The following is a 22620-nucleotide window of genomic DNA, read 5'->3' as shown; positions in this document are numbered from 1 at the left end:
TCACAAAAAAAGAGTAGCGGACGAAGTCCACTACTCAAGTATTGCTGATTGGATTGCTTACTGGATGACAGCGTGAACGAGCGGACGTTCTGCCGGTTTCGTTTCACTGATGTGATACGCGTGATCCATTTTTTCGATCGCTTGGTCGAGCGTTTCTTTGTTTGAACGAAGCGTTGCGATGACATCGCCGACTTCGACACGATCGCCGACTTTCTTGTGTAACGTGACGCTTGCTGCGTGGTCGATCTCATCTGCTTTCGTCGCGCGTCCAGCACCGAGGATCATTGCCGCAACACCGACTTCGTCAGCGATGATTTCAGAAACGTAACCGGCTTTTGAAGCAACGAATGTTTTTTCGTATTTCGTTTCAAGTGCTTTTGTCATGTCGTCAACGAGTGACGCGTCGCCACCTTGCGCTGCGATGAACTTCTTGAAGACGTCAAGTGCTGCGCCGTTAGCGAGACGTGTTTCGAGATCCGCATACGCTTCGTCGAACGTCGGGTAGAACTCACCGAGGACTGCCATGTGTGATGCAATCGTCAAGGCGATGACTTTCAAGTCACGGACATCTTTCCCTTGAAGGACTTCAATCGCTTCCTTGACTTCGTTTGCGTTACCGATTTCAAAGCCGAGTGGCTGGTCCATGTCCGTAATGACAGCAACCGTCTTACGATTGACACTCTTACCAATCGAAACCATCTCTGTCGCGAGTGCTTTTGCATCTTCGAACGATTTCATGAAGGCACCAGAACCTGTCTTCACGTCAAGTACGATGCTGTCTGCTCCTGCTGCGATCTTTTTCGACATGATCGAACTTGCGATCAATGGAATCGAGTTGACCGTCGCTGTGACGTCACGTAATGCGTAGAGTTTTTTGTCTGCAGGCGTCAAGTTACCTGTTTGACCGATGATTGCCATCTTGATGTCGTTGACTTGTGAGACGAATGCTTCTTCTGAAAGTTCAACGTCAAAACCAGGGAACGCTTCGAGTTTGTCGATTGTTCCACCTGTGTGACCGAGTCCACGACCGCTCATCTTCGCAACCGGAATACCGATTGACGCAACGAGTGGTGCGACGATCAAACTGATCTTGTCACCGACGCCGCCAGTTGAGTGTTTGTCGACTTTTTTCCCGTGGATACGTGAAAGGTCGATCACGTCACCCGATTTGACCATCGCCATCGTCAAATCAGCGATTTCACGATCTGACATTCCTTGATAGAAAATCGCCATCGACATCGCTGACATTTGGTAATCTGGAATCTCACCATTCGTGAATCCTTCTACCATTGCTTGAATATCAGCTGTTGCGAGTTCGCCACCGTCTCGTTTTGTTGCAATCAAATCTACCATACGCATAATCTAGTTCCTCCTCAGGAGTGGTTTGTGAGTTTTAAAACAGTCGTTACATTTTTTTGATCGAACCGCGAACGAGTGATAGGAAGTGTGCCCGGACGCGTTCTGTCGTCTCGATGACTTCATCATGGTGTAACGGTTGATCGAGAATGCCTGCTGCCATGTTCGAGACACACGAAATCCCGAGGACACGCATATCTGAATGACGGGCAACGATGACTTCAGGGACCGTCGACATACCGACGACGTCGCCACCGAGCATCCGTGCCATCTTGACTTCTGCTGGCGTCTCATACGTTGGACCAGTGTTTCCGAAGTAGACACCTTGACGGACACGAATTCCGAGTTCATCCGCTGTTTCCTGTGCAAGACGAAGTAATTCCGCATCATACGGCTTCGACATATCCGGGAAACGTGGTCCCATCTCGTCGACGTTCTTCCCGATTAATGGGTTCGTACCGAAGAAGTTGATGTGATCCGTGATCAACATCAAATCACCTGGTTCGAACGCTTCGTTACAAGCACCCGCTGCGTTCGTAACGATCAATGTCTCAACACCGATCGCCTTCATGACACGAACCGGGAACGTGACCATATCCATCGAATATCCTTCGTAGAAGTGGAATCGCCCTTGCATCGCAACGACTTGTTTCCCTTCAAGAGTACCGAAGACGAGTTGCCCCGCGTGCCCTTCGACCGTTGATACCGGGAAGTTCGGGATTTCGTGGTATGGAATCGCGATTGGATTTTCAATCTCATCCGCGAGGACACCAAGTCCTGAACCGAGAATCAATCCGATTTCCGGTTTTACCTGCATCTTGCTTTCTAAAAACGAACGTGTTTCATTCCAGTTGACTGTCATCTGAATCGCTCCCTCGAATTATAGTTCTGTTAAAAAGCTTGTTCCATGTGCCGGCATCTTGACAGCGAAGTTTTCTGCGACCGTCGCCCCAAGATCAGCGAACGTCTCACGGATACCGAGCGGTTTTGCAACACTATTTTTATGATAGGCAAGCAACGGTACATATTCCCGCGTATGATCCGTTCCTGCGTGAACGGGATCGTTTCCGTGGTCAGCCGTGATGATTAAGAGATCGTCTTCGTTCAAGCGAGCAAACACTTCAGGTAGACGTGCATCGAACTCTTCGAGTGCTTGTCCGTAACCTTGCGGATCACGACGATGTCCGAACAACGCATCGAAATCGACGAGGTTCAAGAAGCAAAGTCCGTTGAAATCCCGATCGAGTTGTTTCACGAGCTGATCCATCCCGTCCATGTTCGATTTCGTACGGATTGCATCTGTGACGCCTTCTCCATCATAGATATCGGCAATCTTACCGAGCGAGATGACATCGAGTCCTGCCGTCTCGAGTTCGTTCATGACCGTCCGGTCGAATGGTTTGAGTGCATAGTCGTGACGGTTCGCTGTCCGGACCCACGCTCCTGCTTCACCAAGGAATGGACGCGCGATGATGCGACCAAGCATGTACGGGTCATCCCGCGTGATATCACGTGCGTATTCACAAATCCGGTACAGTTCCTCTAATGGCACGACTTCTTCGTGTGCTGCGATCTGAAGGACAGAGTCTGCCGACGTATAGACGATCAAGGCGCCTGTCTCGACATGTTCTTGTCCGAGTTCGTCGAGAATTTCCGTACCAGAAGCCGGTTTGTTCCCGATGATCTTCCGTCCTGAGAACTCTTCCAAGCGATGAATCAAATCATCCGGGAATTTTTCGAAAACACGGAATGGTGTATCGATCCGCAGTCCCATGATCTCCCAATGCCCTGTCATCGTATCTTTCCCTGCAGATACTTCTTGCATTTTTCCGTATGCCGCAAGCGGTGCTTCTTCAGCTGAGACACCTTCGATCGGTTCGATATGCGAGAGACCGAGTTTTGCCATGTTCGGCATGTTGAGTCCGTTGCGTTCACGCGCGATGTGACCGAGCGTATGCGAACCAAGATCTCCGAACTGTTCAGCGTCCGGTGCTTCTCCGATTCCTACGGAGTCCATGACGATCAAAAATACACGTTTAAATGATTGAGCCATTTGCTGTTCCTCCTATATACGAGCTGTAGTTGTGCGATTCCCGTTACGATTTTTCCCGGAAAGGGACTAGACAAAACGCATCATTTGTCTGAAGTCAGACCTTTAAAAGATAGAATCATCATGCCCGTGGATGATGTTTCTTATACACGTCGTGGAGTCGTGCTTTGTTGACGTGTGTATACATTTGTGTCGTCGACAAATCAGCGTGTCCTAGCATCTCTTGCACGACGCGTAGATCAGCACCATTTTCAAGAAGATGGGTCGCGAACGAATGACGCAAGACATGCGGCGTGATTTCTTTTTCGATACCGGCTTCCTTTGCCCGTCGTTTGATCATCTTCCAAAAACCTTGTCGTGACAAACGATCACCGCGACTGTTCAAGAAGACATCGTCCGTCTGTTGACCTCCGAGACTATTACGCGCGAGGTCAAGATATGTCCTGACGCTTTCAATCGACGTCGAACTCATCGGGATGATACGGGACTTGTTCCCTTTCCCGATACACGACAGATACCCTAGTTCGAGTTGCAAATCGTTCAACTTCAGTTGTAGCAGTTCGCTGACGCGCATCCCTGTTCCATAGAGAAGCTCAAGCATTGCTGCATCTCGTCGTGTAAGCGGATCGACACCGACGACCGAATCAAGCAAACGTTCGACGTCGGTTTGACTCCAGACGACGGGAAGCTTCTTCTCCGGTTTCGGTAAATCAAGATGACGGGACGGATCATGCGTCGTTAGTTTCTCTTCGACCAGATATTGATGGAACGAACGGATTGAGCTCGTCGCCCGGCGGACCGTCGATCGTGACTTGCGTGCTTCAAGCAATCGTTCAATGTGGTCGACGATATGATGTCGGTGAACCTGTTCAAACGAAGAAACTTCCGCTGTTTCGAGCGTCTGTAAGTATTGATTCAAATCATTTCGATACGCAGCTGCCGTATTCGCGGACATTTGCCGTTCAATCACTAAATAGTTGATAAATGCTTCCAGTTGTTCACGCACTGAACTCATCCTCTTCGTTTACGAAATCGCTTACTTCCCCATCATATCAAAGGTGTAAACCGTTGTGAAGAGGTCTGACCTATAAAAATTGAAAAAGAAAAACCATCCGAAATTTCCTCGGACGGTCAGACTGTTTGTGTTTGCGATTGTTCCAACGCTTCCCGAGCGTGACGCTCTTGGCAGACACGGCAGACGCCATGGAATGTCAGGCGGTGATCCTTGATTTTGAAGTGGAATCGGGACACGATTTCTTTCTCTACTTCTTCCAGCATATCGTCTAAAATCTCTTCGACGGATCCGCATTCGATACAGACGAGATGGTGATGCGAATGACTCGCACCTTCTTGTCGTAAATCAAACCGGGATACGCCATCTCCGAAGTTGACCTTATCGACGACTTCGAGCTCCGTCAATAATTCGAGCGTCCGGTAAACCGTCGCAAGTCCGATGTCGGAGTTCTTTTCTTTTACAAGGAGAAAGACATTTTCGGCACTGAGGTGATCCGACTCATGTTCGAGCAGGACACGCACAGTCGCTTCACGTTGGGGAGTCAGCTTATATCCTTTACCGCTTAGCTGTTTTTTGATGCGTTCTACACGACTTTCCATCATAGCGCCCCCTTTGTTCGAACTGATGCTATTATCATAGCTGATAATCAGTCTTTTTTCAAATTAAAATGATTATCAACTGAAAATCATTTAAATGAGAATCATTTTAAAGTACGGATCTGCCAATGCTGGATCGCCATGATCGTCTTCGCGTCGACAATCGTTCCGTTTGCAACAAGTTCGAGCGCTTGTTCAAGCTTCAATGTTTTGTTCTCAAGGAACTCATCTTCATCGAGCTGACGATCACCGGCAGTCAGACCAATCGCTTCATAGATATGTACACGTTCGCTACAGAAACCAGGCGCACCGTAGAAATCAAAGACATGTCGTAACTCTTTCGCGACGTAACCTGTTTCTTCCTTTAATTCACGTCCTGCACAATCGAGTGGATCTTCACCTTTCTCGAGTTTGCCCGCTGGTATCTCGATTGATAGACTCTCGAACGCCTTCCGATATTGTTCAACGACAATCAGATCCCCTTGTTCATCAAAAGCGATGATGGCGACGGCACCATTATGATAGACCAGTTCACGAACCGAGGTATTACCGTTCGGTAACGTGACGACATGTTTCTCGACATCAAAAACTTTTCCTTCATAGATCACTTCACGTTCAATCGTTTTTTCTTCCATCGGTAGTGTTCCCCTCTTCTATCCTAGTTTACGTTCTCTGTCATGATTAGTATGCCGTTTCCGACGTATTGCCGCAAGACTTCAAGCCGTCTTTTTCATAAGATATGATACACTAGAATGCAGAAGTTCCAAACTTACAGTTCATTTAAGAAAAGAGGGAATTGAACATGTCATTAGGATTAGGTACGATGACGATCTTAAAACGCGGACAGGAAGAAGCGGCAGCAATCCTGCGGACGGCACTCGACGCGGGTATCACCCATTTCGACACAGCGGATGTCTATGCAAACGGAGCCGTCGAATCGATTATCGGCCAAACCTTCGCGCAAGAGGATCGTAGTCGATTGTTTCTTGCCTCAAAAGGTGGCAATCGAATGAATGCGACCGGAACCGGTTGGACATGGGATCCGAGTTATGACTATCTAAAGCAAGCTTGTCTTGAAAGTTTGAATCGTCTTGAAACTCCTTATCTCGATCTGTATTACGTCCATGGCGGTACGATTGATGATGATATCGATGCGTCGATCCGCGCAATGGAAGATTTAAAAGTAGAGGGGAAGATCAAGGAATATGGTCTGTCGTCACTGCGCCCGAATGTCATCGAATATTGGCTCGAGCACAGTAATTTCTCTTACTTGATGACGCCTTATTCGTTGCTCGATCGCCGCATCGAAGAGTTGTTGCCACGCTTAAAAGAGAAAAACATCCAAGTCGTTGCCCGTGGTCCACTGGCAAAAGGACTCTTGACACATGAAAGTGCTTCACGCCTGCAGTCGGTTGATCGGTTCGAACAATTCGATAAGGAAACGCTTGAGGCGAGTCTACAAAAACTTCAAGATTTCCCGCTTCCGGCGCTTGCATTGCAAGCCATCGATCAACAGGTCGATATCGTCCTTCCTGGCGCGTCAAGCGTGTCACAGCTTCAGGCAAACGTCCAAGCGATGAAAGAGTCGATCTCGCAAGCTCAAATCGACCAGGCATTTGCTACACTGCCGGTTCATCACTATACGGAACACCGTTGAGGTTTAACTCTTCATATCTCCGGGAAACTCCTTCTTTGTAACGTTCATACAGAGGAGGAGTTTTATTATGGCTCGTATTTTAATCGTATCAACAAGTGCAGATGACATGAATGGTCACAAAACAGGATTATGGTTCGAAGAGTTCGCAGCACCATACAACCTGTTCAAAGACGCAGGACATGACGTGACGGTCACTTCGATCAAAGGTGGCGACGTCCCGATCGATAAAGCATCGATTGTCAAAGAAATCTTGCCGAAATTCCAAGATGCACGTCGTGCGTTGCACGACACGAAAGCACTCTCAGAAGTCGATCCAGCATCATTTGATGCTGTTTACTTCCCAGGTGGTCACGGTGCGGTCGTCGACTTCCCGAATAACCCACAAGTGGCAGGTGCCATTGAAGCTGTCATCAAAAAAGATGGCGTCGTCGCATCGGTCTGTCACGGTCCAGCGGCCTTCGCACACGTCATGATCGATGGCAAACCTTTCGTATCAGGTCGTCAAATCAACGGCTTCACAGACGAAGAAGAAAAATCGACAGGTCTCGAAGATAAAGTACCATTCTTGCTTGAGACGACACTTCGTGGTGAAGGCGCTACTTTCCTGACATCAGATGCTGGTAAGGAATTCGCAGTCATCGACGGCAACGTCGTCACAGGACAAAACCCGGCTTCAAGTGAAGCGGTCGCGAAACTTGTCCTTGCGAAACTTGCGACACAAGCTTAATACGATACCTTTATACAAAATGGAGCAAACGACATAACGTCGTCTGCTCCATTTTTTTGGCGTGAATTACAATCGGTGAAGTGAATCCAATCGTTCGAGATCAGCTTCAGTCTCACGTTTTTTTTGTTCGAGTCGCTTTAACTCGTCCTCGAGTTGTTGCTGTTGTGCCTGTAGCGCAGATCGTTCTTCCTCTGTAAAGGAACGAGCTACTTCTTTTTCTTTGAAATACCACCACTTTTTAATTTTCTCAGGTGGCGGTCCGAGTTCAATCTGTTGCTCGTGTTGTTTGACCTCATCTATTTGTTCAGCATGCGCCAATTGAAGCTGCTTCAATTCCGCCTCATAAGTGGCTTGTCTCGCTTCAAGAATCGGTGTCAGGTACGCAAGGATATGCGCCGTCAAGTCTCGCTCGACGACTCGTCGTAATACATCTCGACGAAGTGAGGCTTCCGAATTGCCCGAAGCATTTTTCCAGACGGTTGGATCCGCCTGTTCTAGAATCTCCTCTTCTTCCGCTTCTCCGAGCCAGCGCAATTTGAATAATAATGGCTCGAGGAGTGCCTCCTCTACATACGCCGTAAATTGCGAATACGACGTCGCTTCTCGCGTCAACGGTTCTTCATGTAGGTGAAATAACTCTTCTGCCTCTTCTTCGATCCAGTCTTCGTAATCATTAAAGTACATGGTTTAACTCCTTACTTCATCACATCAAAAACAAGACTGGATCGAATCCGCCATCTACATGACAGTCGAGCCAGTTTTGTTAGACGTTCGCTCCGTTTTTTTTGATTTCCGCAATTGCCCAATCACACCAGTCCAAGTAATTCAACATCATACGCAAGCCGTATTCACTCGTCAAGGTCTCACCTAGTGTCGCACCGTTCTCGAGATGATCGTGACGCCAACTTTGCATCATCTCGACGGCAAATTGATGGTGTCGCTTCGATTCTTCTAGATAAGCGACAGCTTCCTCTGGTGGGAGAAGATGCAGGAGCGAGACCCGCATCAAGTTCTCATCCTTCATCTTCGGTTTGAATTCATTTGGTGTCCGTAACCATTCGACGAGCTCCGTCCGCCCTTTATCCGTGATCGAATAGACTTTCTTATCCGGCAGATCTTCTTGAACGATATGAACGCTCGTCACAAGTTCTGCCTCTTCCATTTTTAACAACTCTCGGTATATTTGTGTATGATGTGCGGTCCAGAAGTGGATCATCTGTTTTTTAAAAGTCGCGCTCAAATCATAACCGGTCGCTTCCCCTTGGGTCAGCAGCCCGAGTAGTGCAAATCGTAATGCCACTGGCTGCACCTTCTTTCCTTCTTTTGTATATATACTTAATTATCTCAAATATATCTTAATTTCGCTACTCTTGCGTCGAACGAATGTACGATTAAAAAAAGACCTACGAGCGAAATCACATTCGATCGTAGGTCTTCATGCGTTATTTCTTTCCCATTCTTTCTATTTACGTAATTGCTCGATTCCCTGTCGTACATGTCTCCAGTAAGAAGAAGGATGCGGAACGAATTGACGACGATCGAACCACTCGCCTGTCGTGTCCTGAATACGCTCGATGGACATGTCAGCGATTCGCTCAAACTGCTCGATCGAAAAAGCAATCAATCGCTTCACTTCTGTTTCCTGGAGGACGTATGCGTCTATCGCTTGATCACTTCGAGCAAGAAAGACATGGCATCGTTCACAATCCCAAAGTGTCGCATCCCGAAACTCCTCCTCCTGAACTCCAAGAGGTATTAGTTGATCAAAGGTATAAGCTAAACCAATCTCTTCTTCGAGTTCCCGGACACCATCTTCAACCGTCTCATTTGCGAGCAGATGACCGGCTGCCGTGATATCGAGCATTCCCGGAAAGTCCTTCTTTTGTTCAGAACGTTGCTGGAGCAACACGACGTCCTGCGTTGGATCATAGACGAAACAATGAAACGTTTCATGCCATAGACCTTTTGCGTGGACTTCTGATCGCGGACGCGGTCCGAGCGGATTCCCAGCACGGTCCACCGTCATGATCATCTCTTGTTCACTCATCGTAACACCTTCGATGCTTGATGGAATCGTTCTCCAACCGTATAGAGTTCAGCGATCAAAAAGACAATTGCGATCCAAATGATGGCGCTTGGGAACAGGATCATCGCTGTTAGGAATAAGAACCCTTCCGTTCGCTCGACCAGTCCCGGTTGATATTGAAACGACTTGTAGCCGTAATTTTCACTGACCGCTCCGATTGCAAGGAACATCGTCATCCCAATGACGAATGATGCGACGAGCAACAGAATAACGGCCTGCGTTTCCGGAAATCGGAGTGCAAGACCAATCAGCACTGACAGCTCGACGATCCGGTCGAGAACAAGGTCGAGAATCGTGCCGATTGGAGTCGTCTTTTCTTTTCGTGCCATCGTTCCATCGATGACATCAAGCATGCCCGAGATCCACAATAAGACAATCGCCGTTCCCATCATATCGTTATAGACGAAAAAGCCCGTCGCACCACCGATGATGCCGGAGATGATCGTCACCTGTGTCGCCGATAATCCAATTTTCTTAAATAAGGTCGCCCCTTGATCAAATAGGGGTTGAACGATTTTACGCGCACGCGTATCTAACATGTCACCCCTCCTTTCTAACGATATAGCCTTCTTTCTCATGAATCGTCTCATCTGAAGAGAGCACGAGTCGTTCTCCGGATGCTCGTTCGACTTCGTAGAATCGAACACCGTATTGAATGAGTTCTTTCGTAATCGTAACACGTTCATCCGTCTCCTTCGTCGGTCTTGAGACCAAGTTGACTGCCGTCAACGGATGCCATGTTTCTTCAATTTGAATGCCTTCGCCAAAAAACGGGCTGGTCTGGCTCAGCGTAATCGGTGTACCATGATCGACGATTCGCCCCTGTTCTAAGACATAGACGATATCCGCCATCGCCATTGCCTCTTCCCGATCGTGTGTGACAAGGAGTGTCGTGACACCTTGTTCCTCGGTCAACTTCCGAATCAATGTCCGTAGTTCCCGTCGTCTCGGTACATCTAGACTCGAGAACGGTTCATCGAGCAACAAGAAGTCCGGTTGACTCGCCAGCGCACGAGCTAAACTCGCCCGCTGCTGTTCGCCCCCTGACAATTCGTGAACAGCACTTTTTCCTCTTCCCTCGAGTCCGACGCGATGTAACCAGGATTCGAGCTCGATCGGTGTTAATTGTTTGGCACCGAGACGGATGTTCTGTTCGACGTTCAAATGTGGGAACAACAGCGACCGTTGAAACATCATCGTCACACCTCGCTGATTCGGTGAAAGAACAGTCACATCTCGGTCACCGAACTGAATCACTCCACTCGTCACACGTTCGAGACCCGCAATCAGGCGGAGAAGCGTCGTTTTCCCACTACCACTCGGTCCAACTAAAGCCACACATTGTCCAGATGCGATATTTAAATCGATATCAGACAACACATGCTTCGTTCCAAATCGTTTATTGACTTGTTGTATCGTGACTTCCATTTAAACGCCTCCGTACGATTCGTATCCAACTAGAAAAAATAACGGCTTGTCCAGCATAAAAGAGAATGGGCACCCCGATCAACCAGAGTGTCGCTAGACGCGCCGCCCCTTGCGAATTACCAGAATACGCCGGGAATACTTCGAGTGATATCATGCGGACGATCCCACCACCAATCAACGCAACTAGTGCATACTGACTGATCGTGATCACCGTGACGAGTAGCGTCACGGATTGTAACGTCGACCGAAGCATCGGTCCCGTCAAATAGAACCAACGCTTGAACCGGTTCCCCTCAATCAAGACCATCTGTTCAAGCATCCGTTCTCCGAGCGCCTGAAATCCGTTCGTGTACAAGCGAACTGTATACGGCAAGGTCGGCAGAAGCAACACGAGCAGGACACCAAAAAATCGATCTGCCAAACCAAGACGGATCCATGTCAAATAGAGACCGAATGATAGCAATAACACGGGAACGAACAGCGGCAAACTAATCAAGAACTCTGCTATACGAATCCGTTTCCCCGTTTGAAAGGCAATCGCTTTTCCTGCCATGTACCCGAAGAGATGATTCAACAATACGACGGCACAAATCATCGCGACGGTCGTGCCGAGCGTCGCTTCTAGGCGCGGATTCCAATTCCACTCTCCTGGAATCAAACCAATTAAAGGAACGATGAACAGGATTACAACGAATACAGTCACACTGATTTTTTTTATCATTCGCTTCGCCCCCTACTGATCTTCGTTGCCAGTGGGCGTGTCAAACCAGTCATAAGCAATAGCAGGAGGAAGAGTCCTCCCGTCAAGACGACACTCATTGCAAAAGCGAGTGGTTGCTCCGATAAATCGCCTTGTGTATACAAATCGAATGCATAGACGCCAAGTAATTTTGGATAGGTCACGCCGAGCAGTGCTGGAATCTCATATGCGAACAGGATGAAGGCAAGCAAGATAAATGCTGCCTCAAGCATCGGAACGAGTAGGAAAACACCCCGCGCATGCCAGAATCGGCGCACTGGTGATAAACCGAGCATCATACCGAGTTCTTGATAACGCGAATCAAGGCGCCGGACCACCGGTAAGAGATAAAAAAACACGAACGGAATTTCTTTATACAGATACGTCAAGATGACATTAAAATAATTCCCTTCATGCGGTCCGATGACAGGCACATCACTCAAATAGAGAATCGCGAGGTATGCTGCTCCTAGATGAGGGATGAATAAAGGAATCGCAAGTAACGCAGCTAGTCTTGTTCTGCTCAAGAGCATTGCGAGCACCACACCAATGATCAGCGCGAGCACCGTACTGACGATGGCCACGTAACTACTGACGGTTAGACTCTCTAAAAAGACGTCATCCGTCAGTAGCTCATGATAGTCGGCGGGTGACGTCATTGAAACACTGACCCACAGCCCGTATAAGACCATCCCTGCCATCAGAATTGCAGCAGGATATACGTTACCGCGCCACACGAGACGGCCATTCCTTACGGATCATCTCGAAGACCGATGGATCTAGTTCCGTCCGGACTTTCCCTTCAAAGACACTCGGCTTCGGTGTCGACGGTGCGGCCGGTACATCAGCGAACTGCTTTTGTTCTGCCTGATCAAGTGTCGACAAATCGAGACTCGTTCCATCGCCCCAGTAAGTCGCATCATATTTTTTCAATTGTGCCTCTGGTGACAACAGCGTATTGATCGTAACGAGTGCACCTCTCGGGTTCGGTGCATTGAATGGTACGGAAAGGAAATGGGTCGATGCGATTGAGCCATCCTTCAAAACAATCGGACGCGTTTGTTTCGGAAACGTTCCTGACTTCACTTCTTGTTCTGCCCGTCGTTCGTTGAAGCCCATCGTGAAGTCGACGTCTCCCTTCGCGTATAACTGATCGAGTTGCGCAAGCGTCTTCGGATACGTCTTCCCCTTTTTCCAGAGGTACGGTTTGATTTCGTTCAGGTAAGCCCATGTCTTCTTGAAGTCTGCTTTTGGGTCTTTTAGGGTCGCGTTCGATTCGACACCATACATGACGTGACGGACGAAGGCGTTTCCTGTAAAATCCGTCACTTCTGGATACGTGAAGCGTCCTGGATTTTCCTTGACCCAAGACTTCAACGCTTGTAAGTCCTTTGGTGGCGACTTTACATCAGCTGCGTCATAGTGCAACGTATATTGGACTTTTCCCCATGCGGCTTCAAGTCCGTCTGTTTTCGTACCACTATCTGAACTCTGTGCGGCAGCATCAACATATTTCGTGTTCGGGAGGACTTTTGTGATCTCTCCATACAGTAAATCATCTTTTTTAGCATTTAAAAAATTATCGCCATTGATCCAGACGACATCGATGACACCTTTTTCCTTACCTGCCTGTTTCTCAGCACGCAGTTTTTGAATGATATCCGCCGTCTCGATCGGAATCCGTTCTAATGTGATGTTGTGTTCCTTCTTCAGACGCGGTGCTACGTATTCATCGATGTAGGCATTGATGCCGTCATCGCCGCCCCACATATACATCCGAACCGCTGACTTTTCCGCTTCTTTTTCGATCGTCTGATAAGAAGTCCCTAAGACATTCTTCGGTTCCGGTGTCGCATCCGGTGTTCCACAGCCTGCGAGCAGCGTACCTAGGGCAAGAAAGCTGATTACCTTTGTTTTCATTTGTCGTTCTCCTCCGTCATCACTTTTTATCGAAGCCCGGTTTTCCTAACCACTCGATCAACCGTGGCATCACGCCGTACCCTTTTGCCGATAGCTCCATCCACCATGGTGCATTGACTTCACGTTTACGCTGCTCTATTGCTCGGACGACAGTAGAAGCTAGTCGTTCTTTCGATAGGACGATAGAAGCGACATTTTGCTCATACTTCCGGTCGACATCCGCACGGACAAAAAATTCTGTCGCGATCGGTCCTGGATTGACCGTCATGACGTGGATGCCTTTTGGACGTAACTCGAGACGTAACGCGTTCGAAAACTGCAACATCGCTGCTTTCGTCATGCAATAGATCGTTGATTTCGGTGTCGGCAACTTCCCCGCCTGACTGGCCACGTTGACGATCATGCCACCTTCTTTCAGTAATGGCAGACAGGCTTTTGTCAAACGAACCGGACTTAAGACATTGATCCGGTGCATCGACTCAATCGTTTCAATCGAGGTATCGTCTAGGAAGCTGAATTCCCCGAAACCTGCGTTATTAATCAAAATATCGATCCGTCCATAACGATTTGCGAGTGTTTTCGCAAGCATTTCGGGCGCCTCTTCCAAATCGTAGACCAGGTAGTCTGCCTGGAGTTCAGACGCTAACGTTTGTAATCGATCCTCGCGTCGTGCGATTAAAATCAAGTTTGCCCCTTCTTTATGCAGAGTGCGCGCCAGTGCTTCCCCGAGTCCACTTGAAGCACCGGTGATGACGATTGTCCGGTTGATGAGTTGCATTAAACTTCCTCCATTTTCGAATAGTAGAGGATACCAGATCGTTTCTCAACCGTAATCGCACCACGTGCGACAAGCGTATCAAGACGTGCCTTCATTTCACTCATGACGAGTGGGAATGATTTTTTTAATCGATTCCCATACGTCACTTGTGCTAATTCAAATAATGTATGCTCTTCTGAAAAATACTTCAACAGTTGATCGCCGCGTGCCTTGCGTTGCATCAATCGTTCTTCAACGAGTGCCGCGACATCGCGAATCGGATCACCATGACCGGTATACGCAATTCGGATCTGTTCTCCTTGTAGTTTTTCCAAGGAGTCGAGATACGCAAGAACGGGTCGTTTCACGAGCACGTCATCACCCGGTTGCGGTTGTTCAAGCAACGGGTTCGGTTCGACCCGGTCCAGCAAATGGTCCGCCGCGAACAATATACCATCGTCGCTTAAAATTCCGATTTGGTCACTCGCATGACCTGGCAGTTCGATGACGCGATATCGCCCAGAAGGTGTAATTGCGTCGCCTTCCTTTAATATGAAATCAAGTTGACCTTTTCCAAGCCATTTTAAGGCAGATTGATAGCTCGGTAACATCTCTTGAATCGCTGACGGAACACCAAATGAAGTCGCCAGTCGACGTAAGAACACGTCCCCATTGTTTAGGAACGTCTCGTCCTGTTCCAAATACGGGCGCAACCGCGCATGTCCATAGACAGGAATGCCTTTCTCTGAAAATCGATGTGCCATCCCAGCATGATCCGCATGGTGATGCGTCACGATGACACGATCTAAATCCTCAACCCTCAAATCGTGTCGCGCAAGCGTCTGTTGCATCATTTGCCACGCCTCGAGTGTATCGGGTCCACAATCAATGAGGATGTTTTCCCCTTCCGTTCGTAACACAAAACAGTTCACGTCCCCTACAGGAAATGGTGTGGGAATCGGAATCGGGATGATTTCGTCTGATACAGTCATGCCTACACGCCTCTTTTCTCTCGTCCATTTTCTTTCATTATAGAGAGAATGAAGCTATAGCGCCAAACTTTGTGCGTCAACGGATGATATTTGTTGTCTAGCTTACGCTAGAGTATAAGAAATGGATGCACAAAAAACCGACCTTTCCGCAGATTGAAAGGTCGGTCAAAAACTTATTTTAAGTTGAGGACTGTTAATTTGTCGCGTGTCATCGAAGCTAAGCTACGTCCGACACCTTGAACACCAAGACCCGATGATTTAACACCGATGAATGGGAAGTGGTCAGGACCACGTTCTGTACGTCCATTGATTTGAACAGAACCTGTTTCAAGCGCGTCCGCTACCGCAAACGCAGCATCGATGTTTTCCGTGAAGACACTTGCTTGAAGACCGTATTCTGATTCGTTCGAGTATGCGATCATTTCGTCGACCGAGTTAACACGAATAATTGGAAGAACTGGTCCGAACGGCTCTTCCCAAGCGACGCGCATGTCACGTGTCACGTTGTCAAGAAGTGTTGGTTCGATCAAGTTCGCTGTACGTCCGCCACCTGTGACGAGCGTTGCGCCCTTGTCTGTTGCGTCCATGATCAAGCCTTCGACGAAGTCCGCTGATTTCGTATCGATGAGTGGTACGACGACACTTTCTTGTTCAGGTGAACCGACTGTCAATTTTGCAATTCGAGTCTTAAGTTCTTCAATAAGCGCATCCGCTTGGTGATCGAGAACGAAGACACGTTTGATTGCTGTACAACGTTGACCTGAGTAAGAGAATGCACCACTGATGATGTGATCTGCTGCAAGGGACAGGTTCGCATCCTCAAGAACGAGTGCTGGGTCTTTTCCGCCGAGTTCAAGGACAAGTGGAATCATTGCAGATTGACGTGATAAATGTTGTCCTGTTCCTGTACCACCTGTGAATGTGATCATGTTGATTCCCGGATGAGCTGTCAAGTAATCACCGATGACTGATCCACGACCTGTGACGATGTTGACGAGTCCAGCTGGAAGGCCGGCTGCGACGAGCGCCTCAACCATTAAGATACCGCTGATTGAACCTTGTGTTGCCGGTTTAAAGACGACGGCGTTCCCTGTCATGAGTGCAGGTGCGAGTTTCGCTGCTGCCAAGTTAACTGGGTAGTTGAACGGTGAGATGGCAAGCACGACACCGAGTGGCGCTTTTTTGATGATCGCGATTTTTTTCGCGCTACCGCCTGGGAACGAATCCCCTTGCATCATCTGACCGTCGAAACGGAGACCTTCTTCCGCAGTGTAGCGAATGATTTCAGCTGTCCGTTTGACTTCTTTGACGCCATCTGCACGTCCTTTACCGACTTCGCGCATGATGACTTCACCGATTTCGTCCGCACGTTTCTCGAGTTCCGTTGCCCAAGCGTGAAGCAGTTCAGCCCGTTTGTTCGCTGGTTGTTTTGCCCACTCTGCTTGTGCCGCTTTCGCTGAAGCGATGGCACGATCGACTTCTGATTTTGTCATCGCTTGAACACGACCGACAAGATCCTCTTTATATGGTGAAGAGATTTCAATCGTCTCTTTTGATTCACTTTCATGCCATTTTCCATCTAGTAAAAATGTGTAGGTTGTTGCTGTAGTCATTCCACTCTACCTCCATTTATTTTTATCTCTCTCATTTCAGTGTGTGGCTGCATAGCTTATTGTAATCAATTGGTCTGACAAATGCCAAACTTTTTGCTTAACATATTATGAAAGCGATTACAACAATTTTTTTGTCGATTCAGAACTAGAATTTTTAACGTAGCATGCCGATAACTAGTCAGAAGTGAAGTGAAGGTAATGGAAAGGGGCACAACCATATGTACAATCAGCACGATATTTTATTAGAAGCCGGCACGAACGAACTCGAGATCGTCATCTTCCATTGTGGTCCGTATACGTTCGGTATCAACGTCATGAAGGTTCGGGAAATCATCGTTCCGCTCCCGATGACACCACTTCCGGGTACACCGGATGCTGTCAAAGGATTGATCGAACTCCGCGGCGAAGTCATGACGGTAATCGATTTGCCTACAGTCATCGGTGTTCCCCACGACGAAGCAACCGAGGATCGACTGATCATCTGTGAATTCAATGGAGAAAAGAGTGTCCTACGCGTTGATTCCGTGACGGAAATCCGCCGTATCTCATGGGAGCAGATCGATACACCAAACGAACTCGCTCGTGGCATCGAAGGGTTAACGAATGGTGTCGTTAAAACGGGAGACAAGATGATCATCCTGCTCGACTATGAAAAAATTGCCCTTGAGCTCTCACGCAAGGATATCTTCGCCCGCGAAGAAGGACGTCGCGTCCAGTCCCGTGACCGGTCCGATAAAATCATCTGGATTGCCGAAGACTCGGAAATGCTCCGGATGTTGATCATCGAAACACTCGAGGAAGCCGGTTACCACGGACTGAAGTGGTTCATCAATGGGAAAGACGCATTCGATGCTTTCGAACAAGGAAGTAACTGTGATCTCCTGATTACGGATATTGAAATGCCCAAGATGGATGGACTTCATTTAACGAAACGACTCCGTGAAGATGATCGTTATGCAGAACTGCCGATCATTGTCTTCTCTTCCTTGATTTCCGACGATTTACGCCATAAAGGTGAATCCGTTGGTGTCAATGCACAAATCACGAAACCAGAAATCGGTCGTTTGATCGAAACGGTTGATTCCTACGTCTTATAAGAAAAAAAGCCGACAGCATGTCGGCTTTTTTGATCTATTCGATTGCTCAACGCAGGGCGTCAAGATTTTTCCCAGTAAACACATCGAGCCAGACGACACGGAATTCCACCATGCATTGCTCAATCCGATCGACGATTTCTTGTGTTCCGGTCATTGAACCGGACTCTGCTTCTTTTTCAAGCAGTTCGAAATCATCAGCTAAATCGTCAGCGGCAACGGAATAGGAAGCACCTTTTAGCAAGTGAGCGAGCTTTTCAGTTTTCTCAGCATCTTGCTTAGCGACGGCATCTTTTAGTTCAGGAAACTTTCGATCGAACTGCGCGATATACGTCTCTCCGATTTTTTGAAGGAACGCGTGATCCCCACCCGCGATCGATTGAAGTTCTTCGAGCTTCTTAGCATTAAAAAAAGGCATGTCTTCCCCTCCTCTGTTTTCATCTTATCACTAATCTTCGTAAAAAAAAATCGGAGAATCATTTACACGCCATCGTTTCTATTTCTATAATGAGACAGTGAAGAGCAGGAGGGATAGACAATATGTTGACGATTTATCGAAGCGATGTCACTGGGGCAGTCAACGAGATACAGGAGTTTACGAAAGGTTCCTGGATCCATCTTGTCAATCCGACCAAGGATGAAGCCGACCAAGTCATCGCTGCTACGAATATTCCAGAGGATTTCATTTATGACCCTTTGGACGTGGAAGAAAAACCACGTTTTGAAAAAGATGAAGAAGGTCTACTGATGATCGTCGACGTTCCCTACATCGAAGAAGAATCATCAGGACGCCGTTATAATACGATTCCGCTCGGTATCATCGTGACATCCCGTCATTTCATCACCGTTTGTTCGCAACAGCTCGATGTCCTGACGTTATTTTCGAGTGGTAAGTTGCGAGGATTCCGGACGAATTATCGATCGCGCTTCGTATTTCAGATACTCTATAAAGTCAGTTCCTCGTATCTCCGTTTCCTACGCCAAATCGATCGACGGATGGATGAACTCGAGGAAGAATTACAACGTTCGATGCGAAATCAAGAAATCTTTCAACTCATGAACCTTCAGAAATCATTGGTCTATTTCATGACATCCTTGAAATCGAACGATGGTGTCCTCGACCGAATCATCAAGACACCGAGTCTTGAGAAACACGAAGACGATGAAGACTTACTCGAAGATGTCTTCGTCGAACACCGGCAAGCAATGGAAATGGCACAAATCTATAAAGACATCATCAGTTCGACGATGGATACATTTGGTTCCGTTATCTCGAACAATGTCAACTTCGTCATGAAGTTCCTCGCCTCGATTACGATCGTCATCTCGATTCCGACGATGATATCTGGGATGTTCGGAATGAACGTCCATGTCCCTTGGGAAGGAGAAGTCATCGGTTTTTGGATTGTCTTCGGCATGATGATCTTCTTCTCTGGTCTTGCCGCATTCATCTTATGGCGGAGAAGGTTCTTCTAGTTCAAGTAAGCGCAAGACTTGTATGACTCAAAAAAGACTCAGTGACGGTGTTTCTGTCGCTGAGTCTTCTTCATTTACATGTTAATTGATTTCGACTGTCACGAGACAAAGATCATCCGCTTCATCGCTCTGATCCGGTTGAATCAACTGATGGATGTTCGGTCCTTGTTGTTCGATTAGGTTCTGGATGGCGAAGATTCCTTCATCAATGCCTTTACTATAGAGTTCCATGAATCCGTCCGTATACAGGTAAACACATCCGGGTGAGACGATGTCGATCGTCTTGCTCGTATACGTCGAGTCTTCGAACATACCAACAGGAAGTCCCGTATTCTCAAGCGGAATGATTTGATCGTTCATCCGCAACAAACCAGGTGGATGCCCCGCGTTCGCATAGCTGAGTTTCATTTCATCTAAGTCGATATAAAGGTAGACAGCCGTGAAATAGATTTCTGTCTCATCTCCCGGAAACAGTCGACTCATCTGTTGATTCAACTCTTCAAGCACTTGAGCCGGATCACCAATCCGGTGCACGAGTTCAAACAAGATTGAACTCATCCCCATCGTAATCAATGCAGAGGAGACACCGTGTCCCATGACGTCAAATAAGATGATGCCGTATTTATTCTGAGAGATGCGATACCAGGCATACATGTCTCCCGCTAGTTTCTTAGACGGGATATAGGTCGCCATGATGCGGATCTCATCGTCTTCGATATTGGCACTCAGCACACTCTGTTGCAGTTTTTGCGCCAAATCAAAGTCTTCCTGTAATACTTTTTCATATCGTTTTCGTGCATCGATTGCTTGTTTCAGACCAATCGCGTTACGAACTCGCGCGAGCAATTCCGTTTTACGGATCGGTTTCGTCGTATAATCGGATGCCCCTGCATTCAGTCCATCAACGATATCTTCTTCGTTGGATCGCCCGGAAACGATCAGAATCGGTAATTCATCAAGACCAAATCGTTTTCGAATCAAACGTGTCGCCTCGATTCCGCTGATCCCTGGCATCTCGACATCGAGGAGAACGACGTCCAACTGTTCGATGAATAACGGATCCTCCATCAATTCAATTGCTTCTTCCCCACTCATCGCCTTGACGACGTCATAGCCTTCATTTTCTAACAATCGCTCTAAGAGCAATAAATTCGTTAACTCATCATCTACGACCAAAATACTCATCCGCCGTCACCTCGTTCCGTTTAACATGTTTATCCGACATCAGTTTAGCACACAACCTACAATTTCGTTTAGACGGAAGCTGCGTTTTCCGTCATACTAGTAAGTGAACGAAAGGAGGAGTGGACTATGTGGTTATATGTCGTCTCCATTCTCATCATCGTATTCGTCTTGGTCGCCTCGATCATCGTCATTTCGAAAGGATATGGCTACAAGGGCAACAAGGATGATATCGAAATCGATTATGATGAAATCAACCGAAAACTTCGTCACGAAAATGATGATGATTCATCCAACAAATGAACCTCTTAGACCATCATAACACGATGGTCTTTTTTATATTCATTTCAAATACATGTTATTTTTAGATGTTTTTGATTCACTCACAAGGGTATATCCATATCATGGTTAAATATTATCTCAAGGGAGTGTTCATCATGGAACCGAAGCTTCAACATGATCCACACACAGCACACGCAGAACATCCGAATCGCCAGTTCGATCAGGAAGAATCATCAGGTCGTCAAATCAATCTCGTCACAGGGATGTTGCTCGGTGCCCTTGTCGGCGGACTATTGACGCTACTTAGTTCTTCGTCCCGTCAAAACACGAAACAAAGCTTACGTGGTGCGAAGGATTCCGTCTCGACACTCGCGTCTTCCATCAAGGAAGATCCGTCGGGCAAAGCGTCACAAGTTATCAATCAGGTAAAGAGTGCTTCAAGTATCATCCAAGAAGTGGCGTCTGACGTTCAAAACGTTTATGACAAAGTGAACACAGAACTTGAAACAGTAAAGTCTGATGCTTCGACTGTGAAGGATACAGTCAACGAGACAAAAGGTGACCTGAGTTCTATCAGCAATAAAGTCGTCGAAGCGAAAGATGTCGCACTTGGCAAAGAAGAACCACCTGCTGAGCATGATGCTTCCAACAAACAAGCAAATGATTCTCAATCTTCTGAGGAAAAGCATAAAGGTGAAGGCATCTAATCACTCAATGCACTTCTTTCTCCCCGACATGTTCACCTTGTCGGGGATTTTAGCGTAGGAATTGAACAACGATCGCAACGCGTTCACGCATTCCGAATCGAAGGACTCCTGAAAGGGGTGTCTCAGCCGGAATCGCATCCGTCTGTAAACCAAGTTGCCGTGCTTCTTTTCGAGCACGATATAAGTGAAAATCCGACGTGACGATCGAGACCCGACGAACGTCTTTTGGCAACAATGCCTTTGAAAATTGTAGATTTTCCGTCGTTGATGTCGAGTCGGCTTCAAGGATCAATCGCTCTTCAGCAATCCCGGACGCCACCATTCCGCGTCGCATCGCTTCTGCTTCTGAAATATCTTCATCCGGACCTTGTCCACCGCTTAAGATGAAGCGGACTTCTGAATGTTGTTTCCCATATGCCGCAGCTGCCTGAATCCGGTTATGTAGGATTTGCGACGGTTTTTCTCCTTTGACACCAGCGCCGAGGACGATGACATACGGTGACGTCCCATCAGCGAGTGGTCGCTCCCCTTTATTGACGAAAATACCGACACTGTACCAGAAGGCGACACAAGCAACGAGCCCCCCACCGACCATCCATTTGATGTTTCGTTTGTTAAACATGCGTTTAATCATACCGTACGACCTTTCTGCTAAAAAATGGCTTACGGTAGGCAATACGAATGGTTCTCCAAAAAAGTTTCAGCATAACAGGTTCGGACTCCATGAAAAAAGGCTGACTCAAAAAAGAATGACGCGTCTTTTCACGCCCTTTCCTCAGGCGAGACACAAGCCAGTTTTCCTGCTTTATTCAAGCAGGAAAGCGGGTCTTGCTTGTCTCTGACAGCGCATAATGCGCTTTTTCCTGTAGGAGTGGCGTGTGACGCATCATTCTTTTGTTACGAGATAAGGGTGGCAGATCATCATTCTGCCACCCTTATCTTT

At 47.5% G+C, this 22620-nt stretch carries 26 protein-coding genes; 6 read left to right on the top strand and 20 right to left on the bottom strand.

Annotation, left to right across the window (positions count from 1 at the left end):
- Positions 1-57: 57 nt before the first annotated feature.
- The 6 genes from B3M90_RS10240 to B3M90_RS10215 form a co-directional block, all read right to left on the bottom strand.
- Positions 58-1359 carry a pyrimidine-nucleoside phosphorylase gene (locus B3M90_RS10240; RefSeq protein ID WP_214855234.1) on the bottom strand — a complete coding sequence of 434 codons (1302 nt, stop codon included), beginning with the start codon at positions 1357-1359 and terminating at the stop codon, positions 58-60.
- A 46-nt stretch (positions 1360-1405) separates the two neighbouring features.
- Complete coding sequence (locus B3M90_RS10235) at positions 1406-2218, bottom strand: purine-nucleoside phosphorylase (protein WP_214855231.1); 813 nt, start codon at positions 2216-2218, stop codon at positions 1406-1408.
- An 18-nt stretch (positions 2219-2236) separates the two neighbouring features.
- On the bottom strand, positions 2237-3409 hold the full coding sequence (gene deoB / locus B3M90_RS10230; protein ID WP_214855228.1) for a phosphopentomutase: 1173 nt from the start codon (positions 3407-3409) through the stop codon (positions 2237-2239).
- A 118-nt stretch (positions 3410-3527) separates the two neighbouring features.
- Positions 3528-4412: a site-specific tyrosine recombinase XerD gene (gene xerD / locus B3M90_RS10225; protein ID WP_056060398.1), complete on the bottom strand. Its 885-nt coding sequence runs from the start codon at positions 4410-4412 to the stop codon at positions 3528-3530.
- 125 nt (positions 4413-4537) lie between these two features.
- A complete protein-coding gene (locus tag B3M90_RS10220; protein WP_023467675.1) occupies positions 4538-5020 on the bottom strand; it encodes a Fur family transcriptional regulator in 483 nt (160 codons plus the stop codon).
- A 101-nt stretch (positions 5021-5121) separates the two neighbouring features.
- Positions 5122-5652, bottom strand: a complete 531-nt coding sequence (locus tag B3M90_RS10215; protein ID WP_035408909.1) for an NUDIX domain-containing protein — start codon at positions 5650-5652, stop codon at positions 5122-5124.
- 167 nt (positions 5653-5819) lie between these two features.
- On the opposite strand from B3M90_RS10215, the gene B3M90_RS10210 reads away from it, so the two are divergent.
- Both B3M90_RS10210 and B3M90_RS10205 read left to right on the top strand, forming a co-directional pair.
- Positions 5820-6674: an aldo/keto reductase gene (locus B3M90_RS10210; protein ID WP_290783954.1), complete on the top strand. Its 855-nt coding sequence runs from the start codon at positions 5820-5822 to the stop codon at positions 6672-6674.
- Positions 6675-6741: 67 nt separating this feature from the next.
- Complete coding sequence (locus B3M90_RS10205) at positions 6742-7401, top strand: type 1 glutamine amidotransferase domain-containing protein (RefSeq protein ID WP_023467672.1); 660 nt, start codon at positions 6742-6744, stop codon at positions 7399-7401.
- A gap of 66 nt (positions 7402-7467) precedes the next feature.
- Here B3M90_RS10205 and B3M90_RS10200 read toward each other — a convergent pair whose 3' ends face one another.
- From B3M90_RS10200 to B3M90_RS10150, 11 genes are all read right to left on the bottom strand, one after another.
- Positions 7468-8085 (bottom strand): hypothetical protein, encoded by a 618-nt coding sequence (locus B3M90_RS10200; protein WP_290783952.1) that lies wholly within the window; start codon positions 8083-8085, stop codon positions 7468-7470.
- Between the two features lie 79 nt (positions 8086-8164).
- Positions 8165-8701, bottom strand: a complete 537-nt coding sequence (locus B3M90_RS10195) for a PadR family transcriptional regulator (RefSeq protein ID WP_035408921.1) — start codon at positions 8699-8701, stop codon at positions 8165-8167.
- Between the two features lie 162 nt (positions 8702-8863).
- Positions 8864-9448 carry an NUDIX hydrolase gene (locus B3M90_RS10190; protein ID WP_290783950.1) on the bottom strand — a complete coding sequence of 195 codons (585 nt, stop codon included), beginning with the start codon at positions 9446-9448 and terminating at the stop codon, positions 8864-8866.
- Positions 9445-10026 (bottom strand): CDP-alcohol phosphatidyltransferase family protein, encoded by a 582-nt coding sequence (locus B3M90_RS10185; RefSeq protein WP_290755409.1) that lies wholly within the window; start codon positions 10024-10026, stop codon positions 9445-9447. The genes B3M90_RS10190 and B3M90_RS10185 overlap by 4 nt, the downstream gene beginning before the upstream one ends.
- Position 10027: 1 nt before the next feature.
- Positions 10028-10915 (bottom strand): ABC transporter ATP-binding protein, encoded by an 888-nt coding sequence (locus B3M90_RS10180; protein WP_064300242.1) that lies wholly within the window; start codon positions 10913-10915, stop codon positions 10028-10030.
- Positions 10887-11636, bottom strand: a complete 750-nt coding sequence (locus B3M90_RS10175) for an ABC transporter permease (protein WP_290783948.1) — start codon at positions 11634-11636, stop codon at positions 10887-10889. The genes B3M90_RS10180 and B3M90_RS10175 overlap by 29 nt, the downstream gene beginning before the upstream one ends.
- Positions 11633-12391 carry an ABC transporter permease gene (locus B3M90_RS10170; protein WP_290783946.1) on the bottom strand — a complete coding sequence of 253 codons (759 nt, stop codon included), beginning with the start codon at positions 12389-12391 and terminating at the stop codon, positions 11633-11635. The genes B3M90_RS10175 and B3M90_RS10170 overlap by 4 nt, the downstream gene beginning before the upstream one ends.
- Complete coding sequence (locus B3M90_RS10165; RefSeq protein WP_290783944.1) at positions 12378-13574, bottom strand: ABC transporter substrate-binding protein; 1197 nt, start codon at positions 13572-13574, stop codon at positions 12378-12380. The genes B3M90_RS10170 and B3M90_RS10165 overlap by 14 nt, the downstream gene beginning before the upstream one ends.
- A gap of 19 nt (positions 13575-13593) precedes the next feature.
- Positions 13594-14352, bottom strand: a complete 759-nt coding sequence (locus tag B3M90_RS10160; protein WP_290783943.1) for an SDR family NAD(P)-dependent oxidoreductase — start codon at positions 14350-14352, stop codon at positions 13594-13596.
- Positions 14352-15323 (bottom strand): MBL fold metallo-hydrolase, encoded by a 972-nt coding sequence (locus tag B3M90_RS10155; RefSeq protein ID WP_290783941.1) that lies wholly within the window; start codon positions 15321-15323, stop codon positions 14352-14354. Before B3M90_RS10155 ends, B3M90_RS10160 begins: the two co-directional genes overlap by 1 nt.
- 173 nt (positions 15324-15496) lie before the next feature.
- Complete coding sequence (locus B3M90_RS10150; RefSeq protein ID WP_290783939.1) at positions 15497-16936, bottom strand: NADP-dependent glyceraldehyde-3-phosphate dehydrogenase; 1440 nt, start codon at positions 16934-16936, stop codon at positions 15497-15499.
- Positions 16937-17154: 218 nt separating this feature from the next.
- On the opposite strand from B3M90_RS10150, the gene B3M90_RS10145 reads away from it, so the two are divergent.
- A complete protein-coding gene (locus B3M90_RS10145; protein ID WP_214855202.1) occupies positions 17155-18033 on the top strand; it encodes a chemotaxis protein CheV in 879 nt (292 codons plus the stop codon).
- A gap of 46 nt (positions 18034-18079) precedes the next feature.
- Here the strand turns inward: B3M90_RS10145 and B3M90_RS10140 are convergent, their stop codons facing one another.
- A complete protein-coding gene (locus B3M90_RS10140; protein WP_290755392.1) occupies positions 18080-18448 on the bottom strand; it encodes an Hpt domain-containing protein in 369 nt (122 codons plus the stop codon).
- Positions 18449-18570: 122 nt separating this feature from the next.
- Here B3M90_RS10140 and B3M90_RS10135 point away from each other — a divergent pair, with 122 nt between their 5' ends.
- The gene (locus B3M90_RS10135) at positions 18571-19506 is read left to right on the top strand and encodes a magnesium transporter CorA family protein (protein ID WP_023467658.1); all 936 of its coding nucleotides are present in this window, start codon (positions 18571-18573) and stop codon (positions 19504-19506) included.
- Between the two features lie 81 nt (positions 19507-19587).
- Here the strand turns inward: B3M90_RS10135 and B3M90_RS10130 are convergent, their stop codons facing one another.
- Positions 19588-20691, bottom strand: a complete 1104-nt coding sequence (locus B3M90_RS10130) for a PP2C family protein-serine/threonine phosphatase (RefSeq protein ID WP_214855200.1) — start codon at positions 20689-20691, stop codon at positions 19588-19590.
- 126 nt (positions 20692-20817) lie between these two features.
- On the opposite strand from B3M90_RS10130, the gene ytzI reads away from it, so the two are divergent.
- Together ytzI and B3M90_RS10120 are read left to right on the top strand one after the other, a co-directional pair.
- On the top strand, positions 20818-20991 hold the full coding sequence (gene ytzI / locus B3M90_RS10125) for a YtzI protein (RefSeq protein ID WP_023467656.1): 174 nt from the start codon (positions 20818-20820) through the stop codon (positions 20989-20991).
- Positions 20992-21125: 134 nt separating this feature from the next.
- Entirely contained in the window at positions 21126-21677 is a 552-nt protein-coding gene (locus B3M90_RS10120; protein ID WP_290783937.1) for a hypothetical protein, read from the top strand.
- Between the two features lie 49 nt (positions 21678-21726).
- Here the strand turns inward: B3M90_RS10120 and B3M90_RS10115 are convergent, their stop codons facing one another.
- Positions 21727-22311 (bottom strand): YdcF family protein, encoded by a 585-nt coding sequence (locus B3M90_RS10115; protein ID WP_290783935.1) that lies wholly within the window; start codon positions 22309-22311, stop codon positions 21727-21729.
- Positions 22312-22620: the final 309 nt, after the last annotated feature.

This window comes from Exiguobacterium sp. UBA6309, assembly GCF_002439205.1.
GTDB lineage: Bacteria > Bacillota > Bacilli > Exiguobacteriales > Exiguobacteriaceae > Exiguobacterium_A.
Note: the sequence above shows the minus strand (reverse complement) of the source record. Positions and strands in the feature narration are given on the sequence as shown.